At 67.5% G+C, this 13,346-nt stretch carries 16 protein-coding genes; 5 read left to right on the top strand and 11 right to left on the bottom strand.

From position 1 onward, the window contains the following. The first annotated feature begins 39 nt into the window (after positions 1-39). Positions 40-2,241: an esterase-like activity of phytase family protein gene (locus tag GY40_RS17945; protein WP_038364944.1), complete on the top strand. Its 2,202-nt coding sequence runs from the start codon at positions 40-42 to the stop codon at positions 2,239-2,241. 318 nt (positions 2,242-2,559) lie between these two features. Here GY40_RS17945 and GY40_RS17940 read toward each other — a convergent pair whose 3' ends face one another. From GY40_RS17940 to GY40_RS17925, 5 genes are read right to left on the bottom strand one after another with little or no spacing between them, the layout of a single operon-like run. After that, complete coding sequence (locus GY40_RS17940; protein WP_038364941.1) at positions 2,560-3,363, bottom strand: MetQ/NlpA family ABC transporter substrate-binding protein; 804 nt, start codon at positions 3,361-3,363, stop codon at positions 2,560-2,562. Positions 3,364-3,418: 55 nt separating this feature from the next. Then, on the bottom strand, positions 3,419-4,084 hold the full coding sequence (locus tag GY40_RS17935; RefSeq protein WP_038364939.1) for a methionine ABC transporter permease: 666 nt from the start codon (positions 4,082-4,084) through the stop codon (positions 3,419-3,421). Next, a complete protein-coding gene (locus GY40_RS17930; protein WP_038365299.1) occupies positions 4,074-5,180 on the bottom strand; it encodes a methionine ABC transporter ATP-binding protein in 1,107 nt (368 codons plus the stop codon). Before GY40_RS17930 ends, GY40_RS17935 begins: the two co-directional genes overlap by 11 nt. 7 nt (positions 5,181-5,187) lie before the next feature. Further along, entirely contained in the window at positions 5,188-5,349 is a 162-nt protein-coding gene (locus GY40_RS27650; RefSeq protein WP_156115993.1) for a hypothetical protein, read from the bottom strand. A 5-nt stretch (positions 5,350-5,354) separates the two neighbouring features. Further along, a complete protein-coding gene (locus GY40_RS17925; protein ID WP_051988237.1) occupies positions 5,355-5,606 on the bottom strand; it encodes a hypothetical protein in 252 nt (83 codons plus the stop codon). 422 nt (positions 5,607-6,028) lie between these two features. Here GY40_RS17925 and GY40_RS17915 point away from each other — a divergent pair, with 422 nt between their 5' ends. Both GY40_RS17915 and GY40_RS17910 read left to right on the top strand, forming a co-directional pair. Further along, positions 6,029-6,412 carry a hypothetical protein gene (locus GY40_RS17915; protein WP_038364932.1) on the top strand — a complete coding sequence of 128 codons (384 nt, stop codon included), beginning with the start codon at positions 6,029-6,031 and terminating at the stop codon, positions 6,410-6,412. Positions 6,413-6,504: 92 nt separating this feature from the next. Next, complete coding sequence (locus GY40_RS17910) at positions 6,505-6,984, top strand: copper chaperone PCu(A)C (RefSeq protein WP_081925515.1); 480 nt, start codon at positions 6,505-6,507, stop codon at positions 6,982-6,984. A gap of 98 nt (positions 6,985-7,082) precedes the next feature. On the opposite strand, the gene GY40_RS17905 is transcribed toward GY40_RS17910, so the two are convergent. Continuing rightward, on the bottom strand, positions 7,083-8,012 hold the full coding sequence (locus GY40_RS17905; RefSeq protein ID WP_038364930.1) for a dihydrodipicolinate synthase family protein: 930 nt from the start codon (positions 8,010-8,012) through the stop codon (positions 7,083-7,085). A gap of 26 nt (positions 8,013-8,038) precedes the next feature. After that, a complete protein-coding gene (locus GY40_RS17900) occupies positions 8,039-8,725 on the bottom strand; it encodes a fumarylacetoacetate hydrolase family protein (protein ID WP_038364928.1) in 687 nt (228 codons plus the stop codon). A 233-nt stretch (positions 8,726-8,958) separates the two neighbouring features. Between GY40_RS17900 and GY40_RS17895 the strand changes: the two genes are divergently transcribed. Further along, a complete protein-coding gene (locus GY40_RS17895) occupies positions 8,959-9,168 on the top strand; it encodes a cold-shock protein (RefSeq protein WP_038364926.1) in 210 nt (69 codons plus the stop codon). Positions 9,169-9,406: 238 nt separating this feature from the next. On the opposite strand, the gene GY40_RS17890 is transcribed toward GY40_RS17895, so the two are convergent. From GY40_RS17890 to GY40_RS17885, 3 genes are read right to left on the bottom strand one after another with little or no spacing between them, the layout of a single operon-like run. After that, the gene (locus GY40_RS17890) at positions 9,407-10,645 is read right to left on the bottom strand and encodes a multidrug effflux MFS transporter (protein ID WP_248311207.1); all 1,239 of its coding nucleotides are present in this window, start codon (positions 10,643-10,645) and stop codon (positions 9,407-9,409) included. Then, positions 10,642-10,788 (bottom strand): hypothetical protein, encoded by a 147-nt coding sequence (locus tag GY40_RS27645; RefSeq protein ID WP_156115992.1) that lies wholly within the window; start codon positions 10,786-10,788, stop codon positions 10,642-10,644. Before GY40_RS27645 ends, GY40_RS17890 begins: the two co-directional genes overlap by 4 nt. Next, the gene (locus tag GY40_RS17885) at positions 10,785-11,420 is read right to left on the bottom strand and encodes a glutathione S-transferase family protein (protein WP_038364925.1); all 636 of its coding nucleotides are present in this window, start codon (positions 11,418-11,420) and stop codon (positions 10,785-10,787) included. The genes GY40_RS27645 and GY40_RS17885 overlap by 4 nt, the downstream gene beginning before the upstream one ends. A 168-nt stretch (positions 11,421-11,588) precedes the next feature. Here GY40_RS17885 and GY40_RS17880 point away from each other — a divergent pair, with 168 nt between their 5' ends. Beyond that, a complete protein-coding gene (locus tag GY40_RS17880; RefSeq protein WP_038364923.1) occupies positions 11,589-12,290 on the top strand; it encodes a hypothetical protein in 702 nt (233 codons plus the stop codon). A gap of 3 nt (positions 12,291-12,293) precedes the next feature. On the opposite strand, the gene GY40_RS17875 is transcribed toward GY40_RS17880, so the two are convergent. Then, positions 12,294-13,241: a lysylphosphatidylglycerol synthase domain-containing protein gene (locus tag GY40_RS17875; RefSeq protein ID WP_162737798.1), complete on the bottom strand. Its 948-nt coding sequence runs from the start codon at positions 13,239-13,241 to the stop codon at positions 12,294-12,296. Positions 13,242-13,346 lie beyond the last annotated feature (105 nt).

Below are 13,346 nucleotides of genomic sequence, written 5' to 3'. Positions count from 1 at the left end.
TAGCCGACGGGTTTCTCCTTCAGCCAGCGGACCCGACCCATGCGCCAGCCCCTCGCCCTCGCGGCTCTCGCTTCGTTGCTTCTCGCCGGCACCGCCGGCGCGGAGCCGCTGTTCAACCGCATCGCGACCTTCTCGGTGCCGGACAACCTCCCGGCCGATCGTGATCGCAGCAAGAAGACCGTCTCGGAGATCATCGCCGCCAGCGAGGACGGCATGCTGCTCGCCTATACCGACGCGGAGCAGAAGGCGCTCGGCATCATCGACATCGCCGATCCCGCCAACCCGAAGCCGGCCGGCTTCGTGCCGCTCGAGGGCGAATCGACCTCGGTGACCGTCCTTGGCGACAAGGCCTTCGTCGCCGTCGTCACCTCCGGCGACAATTTCAAGGAGCCGGCCGGCCATCTCGCCACCGTCGATCTCAAGACCAAGCAGGTCGTGGCGACATGCGACCTCGGCGGCCAGCCGGATTCGGTGACCCTGACCAAGGACAAGGGCAAGATCGTCATCGCCATCGAGAACGAGCGCGACGAGAAGCTCAACAAGGGCGCCCTGCCGCAGCTTCCTGCCGGCAACGTGACGCTGATCGGCATCAAGGACGGCGCCATCGACTGCGCCTCGCGCCAGGTCGTCGACCTCACCGGCCTCGCCACCGTCGAGCCGACGGACCCGGAGCCGGAATTCGTCGACGTCAACCAGGACGGCCTCGTCGTGGTGACGCTGCAGGAGAACAATCACCTCATCATCGTCGACAGCAAGACCGGCAAGGTGGTGACGCATTTCTCGGCCGGAACGGTCGATCTGAAGAACATCGACAAGACCCGCGACGGCAAGATCAGCCCCACCGAGGAGCTGAAGGACGTGCCGCGCGAGCCCGACGCCGTGCGCTGGATCGACAATGACCGCTTCGTCACCGCCAATGAAGGCGACTGGAAGGGCGGCTCGCGCGGCTTCTCGATCTTCCGCAAGGACGGCACGATCGAGTTCGACTCCGGCTCGGATGTCGACCACCTCGCCATGCGGCTGGGCCATTATCCGGAGCGGCGCTCGGCCGCCAAGGGCAGCGAGCCCGAGGGCATCGAGGTCGCGACCTATGGCAACGACCGGCTGATCTTCGTCGGGCTGGAGCGCGCCTCGCTGGTGCTGGTCTACAAGGACGAGGGTCCGGGCAAGGCGCCGCGCTATTTGCAGGCGCTGCCGACCGGCATCGGCCCGGAGGGGCTGCTCGCCATCCCGCAGCGCGACCTCTTCGTCTCGGCCTCGGAAACCGATGTCGGCGAGAAGGGCGGCGCGCGCTCGGCCGTGATGATCTACCGCCGCGCCGAGCAGGTCGCTGCTTATCCGACCATCCGTTCGGAAAACGAGAACGGCCTGCCGATCGGCTGGGGTGCCCTCTCCGGCCTTGCGGCCCGTGCCGATGAGCCCGGCAAGCTCTTCTCGATCACCGACAGCGCCTATACGCCCTCGCGCATCCTGGAGATCGACGCCACGGCGAAGCCGGCCCGCATCACCGGCGCGATCACGGTGACGAAGGACGGCAAGCCCGCCTCCTACGATCTCGAAGGCATCGCGACGCGCGCGGGCGGCGGCTTCTGGCTCGCTTCCGAGGGCAATCCGGAGAAGAAGGATGCTGTTCTGCCTGACCTGCTCCTGCGCGTCTCGGCCAAGGGCGAGGTCGAGGAGGAGATCCGCCTGCCGGAGGCGCTGGCGAAGCACGCCGTGCGCTTCGGCTTCGAGGGCGTGGCCGTGACTGGTACTGGCGGGGACGAGACCGTCTGGCTCGCCGTGCAGCGCGAATGGCAGGACGATCCGAAGGGCAAGACCAAGATCCTGTCCTACAAGCCCGCCACCAAGGAATGGGGCGTGCTGCATTATCCGCTGAGCCAGCCGGCGAAGGGGCACTGGATGGGCCTCTCCGAGCTCGTCGCGCTCGGCGACGACCGCTTCGCCGTGCTCGAGCGCGACAATGCCTTCGGCGCTCAGGCCTTCAAGACGATCCAGACCTTCTCGGTGAAGGGGCTCAAACCCGCCGCGATCGGCGCGAGCGAGATCCCGGCCGTGACCAAGACCCTGCTGCGTGACCTGACGCCGGATCTGATGAAGGCCGGCGGCTACGGCCTCGACAAGGTCGAGGGCATGGCGGTGGACAAGGCTGGCCACCTCTTCGTCGTGACCGACAATGACGGCGTCGAGGATTCCTCCGGCGAGACCCAGTTCTTCGTTTTCGGGCCGCTGCCTCGGTAAGCCGGAACCGCGCCGTCATTCCGGGGCGGCCCGTAGGACCGAGCCCGGAACCCAGAACCGAGATGCCTGGCGTCATGGTCGGGCTTGTCCCGACTATCCACGTCTCCGTTCGGCGAAGGCGGAGTTCAAGACGTGGATGCTCGACAAGGGCGAGCATGACGTCCTTCCGAATTCGGTCGTGGTCATGGGTTCCGGGCTCAAGCGCTGCGGGCTTGCCCCGGAAAGACGGTTCCGGTCCCAGAAACAAAAAAGCCCGGATGCGTGAGCATCCGGGCAGGTGCCTGGCTGATGATCGAAAAGCCAGGTGGGAGGAGAGGGTTACCAGCCGGCGAGGACGGCGCCCTTGAAGCGCTCGGCGACGAAAGCCTTGATCTCGGGCGTGTGGTAGGCGCCGAGCAGGGTCTTGACCCAGGGCTTGTCCTTGTCGGCGCTGCGCACGGCGATGACGTTGACATAGGGACCCTTGGCGTCCTCGCGCAGGATGGCGGAGGCCGGGTCGATCTTGGCGTCGACGGCGTAGTTGGTGTTGATCGCGGCGGCGGCGACGTCATCGAGCGAGCGCGGCGTCTGGGCGGCCTCGATCTCGATGATCTTGAGCTTCTTCGGATTGGCGGTGATGTCGGCGACGGTCGGCTTGAAGCCGACGCCGTCCTTCAGCTTGATGATGCCCTTGTCCTGCAGCAGCAGCAGCGAGCGGCCGCCATTGGTCGGGTCGTTCTGGATCGCGACGCTCGCGCCGTCCGGCACCTCGCTCCAGCTCTTGTATTTCGACGAGTAGATGCCGAGCGGGAAGTTCACCGTCAGCCCGACCGTCTCGATCTTGAAGCCGCGATCCTTCACCTGATTGTCGAGATAGGGCTGGTTCTGGAAGGAATTGGCCTCCAGCTCGCCGGCGTCGAGCGCCTGGTTCGGCACGACGTAGTCGGAGAACTCGATGATCTTGAGCTCGACGCCCTGCTTGGCCAGCAGCGGCTTCACCTTCTCCAGGATCTCGGCATGGGGGCCGGGCGAGACGCCGATGCGGACGACCTGATTCTGCTGGGCGAGCGCGGGCACGGCTGGGCCGAGCGCCAAAGCGAGGCCGGCGGCGAGCGTGAGGCGGCGGGTGAGGGAGATCGTCATGGTCGATGGTCCTTTGGATGGAAGACGGGATGGCTGGAATCAGGCTTGGCGGTGATCAGCCCTGGCGCAGGCGCTTGTTGAGGCGGCGCGCCAGGCGGTCGCCGAAGCTCTGCACGAACTGGACGAGGACGATGAGCACGGCGACGACGGTCGCCATCACCTCGGGCATGAAGCGCTGGTAGCCGTAGCGGATGCCGAGATCGCCGAGCCCGCCGCCGCCGACCGCGCCGACCATGGCCGAGAAGCCGATCAGGCTGACGATGGCCAGCGTCAGGCCGAGCACGATGGCGGGCAGCGCCTCCGGCACCAGCACCTTTCTGACGATCTGGAGGGGCGTCGCCCCCATGGCGCGCGCCGCCTCGACCAGCCCCTGGTCGACCTCGCGCACCGCGCCTTCGATCAACCGCGCGATGAAGGGCACGGATGCGACCGTCAGCGGCACGATCGCCGCCGTGGTGCCGATCGAGGTGCCGGCGATCAGCCGCGTGAACGGGATGATCGCGACCACGAGGATGATGAAGGGCGTCGAGCGCGTGGCGTTGACCAGCACGCCGAGCGCGGCGTTGAGGGCCGGCGCCGCGAAGAGCTCGCCGCGCTTGCTGGTGGCGAGGAAGACGCCGAGCGGCAGGCCGAGCAGCGTGCCGATGCCGGCGGCGACGGCGACCATGCTCAGCGTGTCGAGCGTCGCCTGCCCGATCAGGCGCAGGATTTCAGGAGACATGGCCGATCACCTCCGCCTTGAGACCGAGATTCCGGAGCGCGCCGAGCACGGCCTCGCTCTCCGGGATGCGCGACGGCACCGAGACGAGCAGGCTGCCGAAAGGCTTGCCGGCGATGGCGTCGATCCGCCCGGCCAGGATGTTGACGTCAACCCCGACCACCGAGCTCAGCCGGCTGATGACGGGGGCGGTGGCGTTCTCGCCGGTGAAGGTGATGCGCAGCACGATCTCGGAGCCGGGACGGGCCTCCGGCCGGATGCGATCCGCGAGATGGGCGGGAACCTCGACGCCGGTGACGGCCTCGACGAAGCGCGCCGTCGTCGGATGCTGCGGGTTGGTGAAGACGGCGAAGGTCTCGCCCTCCTCGACGATCCGGCCGCCCTCGATCACCGCGACGCGGTCGCAGATTTCCTTGATCACCGGGATCTCGTGGGTGATCAGCAGGATGGTGATGCCGAGCTCGCGATTGACCTGCCGCAGCAGCGCGAGGATCGATTGCGTCGTCTCGGGATCGAGCGCCGAGGTCGCCTCGTCGCAGAGCAGCAGCTTCGGGTCGGTCGCGAGCGCGCGGGCAATGCCGACGCGCTGCTTCTGCCCGCCGGAGAGCTCGGCCGGGTAGCGCCCGCTCTTGTCGGCGAGCCCAACCAGCGCCAGCAGCTTCTCGACCTTGCTGGCGATGGTCGCCTTCGGCGTGCCGGCGATCTCCAGCGGCAGGGCGACATTGTCGAACACCGTGCGCGAGGACAGCAGGTTGAAGTGCTGGAAGATCATGCCGATCTCGCGCCGGCGGCGACGCCATCCGGCCTCGTTCAGCGCGGTCACATCCTCGCCCTCGATCAGGATCCGGCCGGCGGTGGCGCGCTCCAGCCCGTTGACGAGCCGGATCAGTGTCGATTTGCCGGCGCCGGAGCGGCCGATGACGCCGACGATGGCGCCGGCCGGCACGGTGAGGTCGATGCCCGACAATGCGGCCACGGCCTGCTGCCGGCTGCGGCCGGCATAGGTCTTGCCGACCTGCTCGAAACGGATGATCGGATCGGGAACGGCAAAAGGCCGTGCGCCGATGCCCAGAGCATCGGGTTTGACGGGGGCGTTCATCATGTCCTCAGAAATGCGGATGGCAGGACCAGTGGCTGATGCCGAGCTGTTCCAGCGTCACGGCCTGCACCGAGCAACGCTGATCCTCATTGCCGGCCGGCCCCGTTTCCGGAACCGCCCGGCGGAACCAGGCACTGAGCGCCTGCCACAGGGAGAAGACAATCCGCATGGCCGTTACGACGCCAGGCGGAGGGCCGGCGTACCCCGGCGGGGCCCGGCCAGCATGCGCGCGGCCAGTTCCGCGGCGCCGGGGGTGGCGAAGCGGTGGCCGTCGAGGGCGCGGAAGGCGGCGCTCGCCGCGATGAAGGTGAAGAAGCGCTCATCGGCGCGCCGGTTGACGAGGCCGGCCTGCGTCTCGCCGACCTCGATGACATAGGCTTGCTGGGCCGGGCTGTGCCGGCCGGCGGATGGCAATGGAAGGGACATGGCTCTGCTCTCGGGCCGCGTTGCGGCGTTGAAGGTGACGATGGAACGAAGGGGCTTGAGGCGCCCGATGGTCTCAGCGTCGACAGCGGCAGAGCGGGGAACGGAAGCGCGGTCGGTTCCGGAGGTCGTTCGCGTCGGTCATGTCAGTCTCCTCGGTCTGGAGCCCACGACCCAGTCGTGGCGCTTTAGCGTTTGGTGACGCGGCGCAAGCTGCTGCTCAAATCTCCGCGGCTCCCGGCACGCCGGAAGCACCGTCAATCTGGTTCAGGAAGTCCTGTTTGTCAATCGCTCCGTTCTTTTAAAGAAACGAGCCGTCGGAGAATAATCTTCTCCGCGACGAGAGGGCGAACGCTGCCGGGGCAGGCGCGCTGCGGCAAGAGGTGGGCTTGACCACAACCTCGAACGGGCGCCATGGATGCCGCATGCCGGCCCGTGCCCACCTTTTCCAACGGCTGCGCCGCTCCGTTCTCGGGGCGTGGTTCGCTGCCGCCTATGCGCTGACGGTGCTGGCGCTCGCTCTGGCGCCGACGCCTTCCGTCGCGTTAGGGCTGCCCGGCGGCGTTCTGCTCTGCTCGGGCGTGCCGGCGCCGGATGGCCGTTCGGAGATCCCCGCGGCGCCGCTCGGCGATCTCGCCCATTGCAAGGGCTGTCCGCATAATCCCGTTCTCGGCGCCCCTCCCGTGCTCGCGACGCTTCTCGTTGCGCGCCCGGGTGTCCGTCAGGTGCTTTCGCGGCAATGGGATGAGGGTCAGCTCTCCGTCGCCGCGACCGGCCTGCCGCCGTCGCGTGCGCCGCCTGCCATCTGAGCGGCACGTCTTTTCTTTTCGTGATTCCCTTTGATGCCGAAGTGCCGCCGAAAGCGCTGTCGCGCCGGCCGCCGTTCCGCAGGACCATTCCGATGAAGCTCTCGCTTTCCCTCGCCGCCGCCATGCTGGCGCTCTCGGCCGGTTTCGCCTCCGCCCATGACTTCAAGGTCGGGCCGCTCAAGATCGGCCATCCCTGGTCGCGTGCCACGCCGGCTGGCGCCAAGGTCGGCGGCGGCTACCTCACCCTCGAAAATACCGGGACGACGCCGGACCGGCTGGTCTCGATCGCGGTTCCCTTCGCCGCGCGCGCCGAAATGCACGAGATGGCGACCAAGGACGGCATCATGACCATGCGCCCGCTGGAGAACGGCATCGAGGTGCCGGCCGGCGGCAAGGTCGAGTTCAAGCCCGGCGGCTACCACATCATGTTCATGGAGCTGAAGCAGCCGCTGAAGCAGGGCGAGATGATGAAGGGTTCGCTGACCTTCGAGAAGGCCGGCACGGTCGATGTCGAGTTCAAGGTGGATTCGATCGCCGCCAAGGGCGGCGAGGGCGAGCACAAGGGGCACTGAGTCAAGCTTCAGGGGAGATGCCCGGGCTCGATCCGGGCATCTCCCCGACGAGAGTCTCGGGTCGCCGCGGCGCGGCGCCCGAGAATGACGCTGTCGTCTCAGATCTTCGCGCGCGGGTCGTGCTTGGCGATCCGGGCCAGCAGATAGTCGACCTCGGCCTTTGCCGCTGCGCTCAAGGCGGAGCCCGGCTTGCGCTGGGCGTCATGGGCCAGGATGCCGCGCTTGGCCATCACATATTTGCGCACGGCCAGGCCGACGCCCTGCTGCTGCTCGTAGCGCATCAGCGGCAGGTGCAGGTCGAAGATGTCATGCGCCGCATCGCGCTGGCCGGCCTTCTGCAGCCTGACCACGTCGATCAGCAATTCCGGGAAGGCATAGCCGGTATTGGCGCCATCGGCGCCGCGCTCCATCTCGAAATCGAGGAAGAGGCCGCCATTGCCGGTCACGATCGAGATCGGCCGCAGCGATCCCTCTTTCTGGAATTTGCGCAGCGTCGAGATCTTCTCCAGCCCCGGCCAGTCCTCGTGCTTCAGCATCACGCAGGAGGGATTGTCCATGACGATCTTGCGGATCACCGCCGGCGTCATCACCACCGAGAGCGTCAGCGGATAGTCCTGGATGACGAAGGGGATGTCGGTCCCGATCGCCTCGACGGCCTGCGCGTAATAGCCGGTGATCTGGTCGTCGGTGCGCAGAGAAGGCGGCGGGGCGATCATCACGCCGCCGGCGCCGAGATCCATCACCTGCCGGGCGAGCGAGCGCATTGCCGCGAAGCCCGGTGCCGAGACGCCGACGATGATCGGCTTGCCGCCCATCCTGGCGACGCAACGCTTGACCAGCTCGACCGATTCCTCCGGCTCGAGCTTGGGCGCCTCGCCCATGATGCCGAGCACGGTGACGCCGTCCGAGCCGATGTCGTGATAGAACTGGAACAGCCGGTCGGCCGAGGCCCAGTCGATGCTGCCATCCGGGTTGAACGGGGTCGGCGCGATCGGGAAGACGCCCGAGGCGTCGGAGGTCAGCGGCATGATGGTTCCTCGTCCTGCGCGTGTGATCAGACGATGCGGGTGCGGACGGTGCCGACGCCGGCGATCTCGCCTTCGAGCACGTCGCCCTTGGCGACCGCGGCCACACCCTCGGGCGTGCCGGTGAAGATCAGGTCGCCGGGCTTGAGCTCGACGAGGCCGGAGAGATAGGCGATCGTCTCCTCGACGTTCCAGATCTGCTTGGCGAGATCGGAGCTCTGGCGCACGACGCCATTGACGGTGAGCGCGATCTTGCCGGCGCTGGGATGGCCGGCCTGGCTTGCCGGCACGATCTCGCCGACCGGGCCGGACAGGTCGAAGCCCTTGCTCATGTCCCAGGGGCGCCCGGTCTTCTTCGCAGCGTTCTGCAGGTCGCGCCGCGTCATGTCGAGCCCGGCGGCGTAGCCGTAGACATGGGCGAGCGCCTCGGATTCGGGGATGTCCTTGCCGCCGGTGCCGATCGCGACGACGAGCTCCATCTCGTGGTGGAGATCCCCGGTCTTCGTCGGATAGGGCATGTCGGCGCCGTTGATCAGCAGCGCGTCGGCGGGCTTGGTGAAGAAGAACGGCTCCTCGCGGTCGGGGTCGCCGCCCATCTCGCGGGTGTGCTCGGCATAATTGCGCCCGACGCAGAAGACGCGGCGGACCGGGAAGGAGCCGCCGCCGGCAACCGGCACGGCGGTGATCGCCGGCGGGTCGATCACATAGTTGCTCATCGGATGTCTCCCTCTCGATTATCTCCGCGCCGTTCATGCGGGAGCGGCCGCGTTGCCGCAAGGGCTCCCGTTCCGGGAACGGGCCTGCGCGGGAGGCATTGCGCCTAAAGATCGAGGGGCTTTTCGCTCTCGCGGCAAGGTTTTGTGCACCGCGTCGTTGCAACCTCGGCGAAATGCCCCCTACAGTGTCGCGCCGGGTCGATCCGGCTGACGCGTATAGGAAGGGAACACACGTGAGCACGGGAACCGTCAAATGGTTCAACGAGACGAAGGGTTACGGCTTCATCACCCCTGATCAGGGCGGCGGCGACATCTTCGTTCATATCAGCGCTGTCGAGCGCTCGGGCCTGCGCGGTCTGAACGAGGGGCAGAAGATCAGCTATGATCTCGAGCCCGATCGCAAGACCGGCAAGAGCTCGGCGGTCAATCTGAAGGTAGCCTGAAGCGGCGGACCGGAAAGCGCAATCCGCTTTCCGGAGACATCCGGCGCTGAAACAACAGGATAGATCGCCAGTTTGCGCCTGATAAGGGCGCATGGCGATCTAGCGACCAACGACTACGGGAAGACGGGCGGCGGCGGCATCGTTTCCCAAGCCACGGCGAATCTCGATCGCACGGATTCGATTGCTAGGATTCCGGGCCTGTCCGTCGCCTATGGCGGCGGAACGAAGGGGAGGCGCCTCAGGAGCGCCCGGGCGCCGGATGGAAGAGCCGGCCCTTCTCGACGATCAGCACGATGCCGAGCGCGACCAGCCCGCACAGGAAGAAGCCGAGCGTGATCGGCACGACCGTGCCGTCGAAATGCTGGCCGATATAGAAGCCGAGCAGCGCGCCGACCACCGTGGTCACGAAACCCTGGACCGAGGAAGCCGTGCCGGCGACATGGCCGAGCGGGTCCATGGCGAGTGCGCCGAAATTCGGGCCGATCAGGCCGAAGCAGAACATGGCGCCGCCCTGGAAGAGCGCGAACAGCAGCAGCGTCTCATGGCCCGAGAGCGCGACCAGCGCATGGGTTCCAGTGAAGAGGATGTAGCCGATCAGCGCGCCATGCGAGACGCGGCGCATGCCGAGCCGCCCGACGATGCGCGAGTTCAGCAGCGAGGCAGCGGCCATGAACAGCGCGATCCCCGCGAAGACGATCGTGAAGAGGTGGGGCACGTTGAAGACGTCGACGAAGACCTGCTGCGCCGAGTTGATGAAGCCGAACAGCCCACCGAGCACGAAGGCCATGGCCAGCATGTAGCCGACGCCGATGCGGCTCGTGAGGGTGGTGCGGAAGGCGGCCGAGACATTGGCGACGTCGATCGGCTTGCGGTCCTCCGGGTGCTGCGTCTCGGGCAGCTTGAACATCACCCAGATCATCACCGCGGCGCCGAACGCCGTCAGGATGCCGAAGATCCAGCGCCAGGGCGCCACCAGCAGGATCGCCTGGCCGATCGAGGGGGCGAGAATCGGCACGGCCAGGAAGACGATCAGCGCCAGCGACATCACCCGCGCCATGTCGCGGCCGGAATAGCAGTCGCGCACGATCGAGACGGTGAGGACGCGCGTCGCGGCCGCCCCGATGCCCTGCACCACCCGGGCGATCATCATCGCTTCGAAGGAGCCGGACAGGGCCGCGCCGATGCTCGCCAGCACATAGACGCTGAGCCCGAACAACAGCACCGGCCGCCGTCCGTAGCGGTCGGAGATCGTGCCGTAGAAGATCTGCGAGACGCCGAAGCCGAGCAGATAGGCCGTGATGATCCATTGCCGCTGATTGGCCGCGGCGATGCCGAGCGCCTCGGCCATCTCCGGCAGGGCCGGCAGCATGGAATCGATCGCGAGCGCGTTCGTCGCCATCAGCGCGGCGGTCAGCCCTACGAAAGGATAAAAGCCCATGCCGTGGCGCGGCCGGACGATGGCTGTCATGTCGTTCATGGCGAAACTGCGAGGTAGGCGCGCAAAATGGCGCGCAAAGGCAAGCTGCCCAGCTTGCCTTCACCGTGTAAATCGGCCGGCAAGACGCGGCAACCCGCGATGTCGGCGGCGCGCCATGCGCTGGGCGCGAGGCCGGGCGTCATCCGGCCTTCTGCATCTGCGCCATCAGCTCGTCGTCGATCTGCTTGGCCCGCAGGGCCGCCGGCCGTGCGGCGAGCCGCGCGCCATAGGCTTCGAAGGCGGGGCGCTTCTCCATCGTGCCGAACTGCAACCCCCACAGGACCTGCGAGCCGACATAGACATCCGCCGCGCTGAAGCGGTCGCCAGCGATATATTCGCTTTGCGAGACCGCGTATTCGAGCGTGTCCATCGCATCGGCATAGGTGCCGTAACCGACCGATCTTGCCCGTTCGGGCGGAGCTTCCAGCCCGAAGGCCTTGTTGGTCACGGCAGCCTCGACCGGCCCGGCGGCGAAGAACATCCAGCGGTAATACGGTCCGCGCCGATGGTCGCCGGGCGCGGGCGCAAGCCCCGCCTGCGGGAAGGCGTCGGCGAGATAGGCGCAGATCGCGGCGCATTCGGTGACGACCGTCGCGCCGTGCACCAGGGCCGGCACCTTGCCCATCGGATTGATCGCCTTGTAGGCGGCGCCCTTCATCGGCCCGCCGAAGCCGACGATCTCGGCACGGTAGGGCTGGCCGAGCTCCTCCATCATCCAGCGCGCGATCCGGCCGCGCGACATCGGGTTGGTGTAGAGCACGAGTTCGTCGGACATGGGTTCCGCTCCTGAGAGATCGCGCGGCTTCTATCCTGCGATAGTGACACGCTCCTGTCAGGAGCGTGCCTGACGCGCCGGTGCCGAACTGTTAGTCTGCGCGCGAAGCAGGGCGGGAGCATGAACGAATCACAGCCAATACCCAGCGTCTCCGTCAGCGATGGATGGATGACGATCGACGGGCTGCCGCATCGGTATCAGCAGGGTGCGGCGCGCCGTTTCCGGCTCGATGCAGCGGCGCTGCGCGTCATCCGTGGCTATGCCAGCCGCGACGGGCGGCTCGAGGATGTGCAGCGGCTCGAGGCGGAGGCGCGGATCGTCGGGGGCGCGCTGCGCCGAGCCGGGCTGGATGGAGCGGCGGGCCGGCTGCGCCTGACGCTGCGACCGCTTGCGACCTCGAGCGAGGCGGCGCGGCTCCTGCTGCTGCTCGGCTATCGCGACGAGAACGGCGAGGCCGAGCCTTTCGCCGAGGGCTTTCTCGCGCCCTCCGTCTTCGAGGCCCTGAAAGCCGACATCTTGAGCGGCCTCGCGCAGGAGCTCTCGCTGGAGGCGACGACCAGCCTCTGGATTCGCGAGGAGGACCGCGACACCCCGGCGGGGCAGCCGGTCGACTGGTATCTGGGGCCGGCGGCGGATGGGCAGGGCAGCGCGCCCGCCCGTGGCTTCATCGAAAGCATCGAGTGGTGCCAGGCCGCCGCGGCCGAGGCGCCTGATCCGGCCGGATCGGAACCGACGGCTCCGCTCGATCACGCCGAGTCGGAGGACCCCCATCTGGATGACAGCGCCGACCAGCTCCGCCGCATCAACTGGAGCCTCAAGCAGCTCCTGCTGATTCTGGCCTTCATGCTGATCATCATCGCGATGAAATAGATCTCAGCGCTCGCGGCGCCGGATGCGGCGGATCATCTCGTTGAGCGCCAGCAGCACCAGCGCGAGGATGAAGGGCAGCAGGTAGTAGATCACCCGGAACAGCAAGAGCGCGCCCAGCACATATTCGAAGGGCAACCGGTTGAGCGCGACGAGCATCGTCGCCTCGAACACGCCCAGCCCGCCCGGCGAATGGCTGGCGATGCCGATCAGGCAGCCGAAGATATAGGCGGCGAGGAAGGTCGGGTAGTCGAGATTGTAGCCGCCCGGCAGCAGCACGAAGAGCACGGCGGCGGCGGCGCAGACCTCGCTGGCGCCGAGCGCCATCTGGCCGAGCGTCGTGCCGAGGCCGGGCAGGTGCAGGTTCCAGCCCTTGACCCGCAGCGTCCGCTCATCGGTCGCGACCCAGACGAGATAGCCGAGGATGCCGGCCGAGATCAGCCCGCCCACCGCCTGGACGACAAGCGGCGAGGTGCGCGCCAGCATCGCGACCGAATCGGCCGAATAGAACAGGCTGACGCTGAGGATGGCGCCGAGGCCGAGCCAGAAGGTGAGCCCTGCGATCACGGTCAGGCTCGCGACTTCCGAGGCGCGCACGCCCTTGGGCGCATAGATCCAGTAGCGCACCGTGCCGCCGGTCACGATCGGGAAGCCGAGCGTGAAGGACACCGAGTAGCTGGTGAAGGAGGCCAGCGCGGTGGTTCGGTAGGGGATCGACAAGCCCAGCCGGCGCAGCGCCAGGGCGTCGTAGCCGGTGAGCAGCAGATAGCTCAGCGCCGTGAAACAGGCGGCGAGGCCGAGCTGGCGCGGGCTGGCGTTGGAGAAGGCCGCGGCGAGATCGCCCGGATTCATCTGGCCGATGATGTGCCAGAGAACCGCGAGCGAGGCGCCGAAGATCAGGATGCTCGCCAGCGGCCCGAGCCACCACCAGCGGCTGCGCCTGCGCAGGTGCATTCCTGGCTCATGCGGGCCGAAGGACATACGCTCTCTTGGTCGGTTGCGCGCCGCCGGCGGGGAAGGCGGCGCGGTTGCGGAAGCGAGGTCGCCGATGGCGTCCCG

Source organism: Allobosea sp. UNC402CLCol (genome assembly GCF_000745475.1).
Taxonomy (GTDB): domain Bacteria; phylum Pseudomonadota; class Alphaproteobacteria; order Rhizobiales; family Beijerinckiaceae; genus Allobosea; species Allobosea spartocytisi.
This window is presented reverse-complemented; position numbering and strand designations above follow the sequence as displayed.

Bases quoted from the DNA above. Each gene is read 5' to 3' on its own strand.
- GY40_RS17945 (WP_038364944.1), top strand. From the start codon at position 40: ATGCGCCAGCCCCTCGCCCTCGCGGCTCTCGCTTCGTTGCTTCTCGCC.
- GY40_RS17910 (WP_081925515.1), top strand. From the start codon at position 6,505: ATGAAGCTCTCGCTTTCCCTCGCCGCCGCCATGCTGGCGCTCTCGGCC.
- GY40_RS17890 (WP_248311207.1), bottom strand. From the start codon at position 10,645: ATGAACGACATGACAGCCATCGTCCGGCCGCGCCACGGCATGGGCTTT.
- GY40_RS27650 (WP_156115993.1), bottom strand. From the start codon at position 5,349: ATGCGGATTGTCTTCTCCCTGTGGCAGGCGCTCAGTGCCTGGTTCCGC.
- GY40_RS17905 (WP_038364930.1), bottom strand. From the start codon at position 8,012: ATGCCGCTGACCTCCGACGCCTCGGGCGTCTTCCCGATCGCGCCGACC.
- GY40_RS17885 (WP_038364925.1), bottom strand. From the start codon at position 11,420: ATGTCCGACGAACTCGTGCTCTACACCAACCCGATGTCGCGCGGCCGG.
- GY40_RS17935 (WP_038364939.1), bottom strand. From the start codon at position 4,084: ATGTCTCCTGAAATCCTGCGCCTGATCGGGCAGGCGACGCTCGACACG.
- GY40_RS27645 (WP_156115992.1), bottom strand. From the start codon at position 10,788: ATGACGCCCGGCCTCGCGCCCAGCGCATGGCGCGCCGCCGACATCGCG.
- GY40_RS17925 (WP_051988237.1), bottom strand. From the start codon at position 5,606: ATGTCCCTTCCATTGCCATCCGCCGGCCGGCACAGCCCGGCCCAGCAA.
- GY40_RS17940 (WP_038364941.1), bottom strand. From the start codon at position 3,363: ATGACGATCTCCCTCACCCGCCGCCTCACGCTCGCCGCCGGCCTCGCT.
- GY40_RS17900 (WP_038364928.1), bottom strand. From the start codon at position 8,725: ATGAGCAACTATGTGATCGACCCGCCGGCGATCACCGCCGTGCCGGTT.
- GY40_RS17875 (WP_162737798.1), bottom strand. From the start codon at position 13,241: ATGCACCTGCGCAGGCGCAGCCGCTGGTGGTGGCTCGGGCCGCTGGCG.
- GY40_RS17880 (WP_038364923.1), top strand. From the start codon at position 11,589: ATGACGATCGACGGGCTGCCGCATCGGTATCAGCAGGGTGCGGCGCGC.
- GY40_RS17930 (WP_038365299.1), bottom strand. From the start codon at position 5,180: ATGAACGCCCCCGTCAAACCCGATGCTCTGGGCATCGGCGCACGGCCT.
- GY40_RS17915 (WP_038364932.1), top strand. From the start codon at position 6,029: ATGCCGGCCCGTGCCCACCTTTTCCAACGGCTGCGCCGCTCCGTTCTC.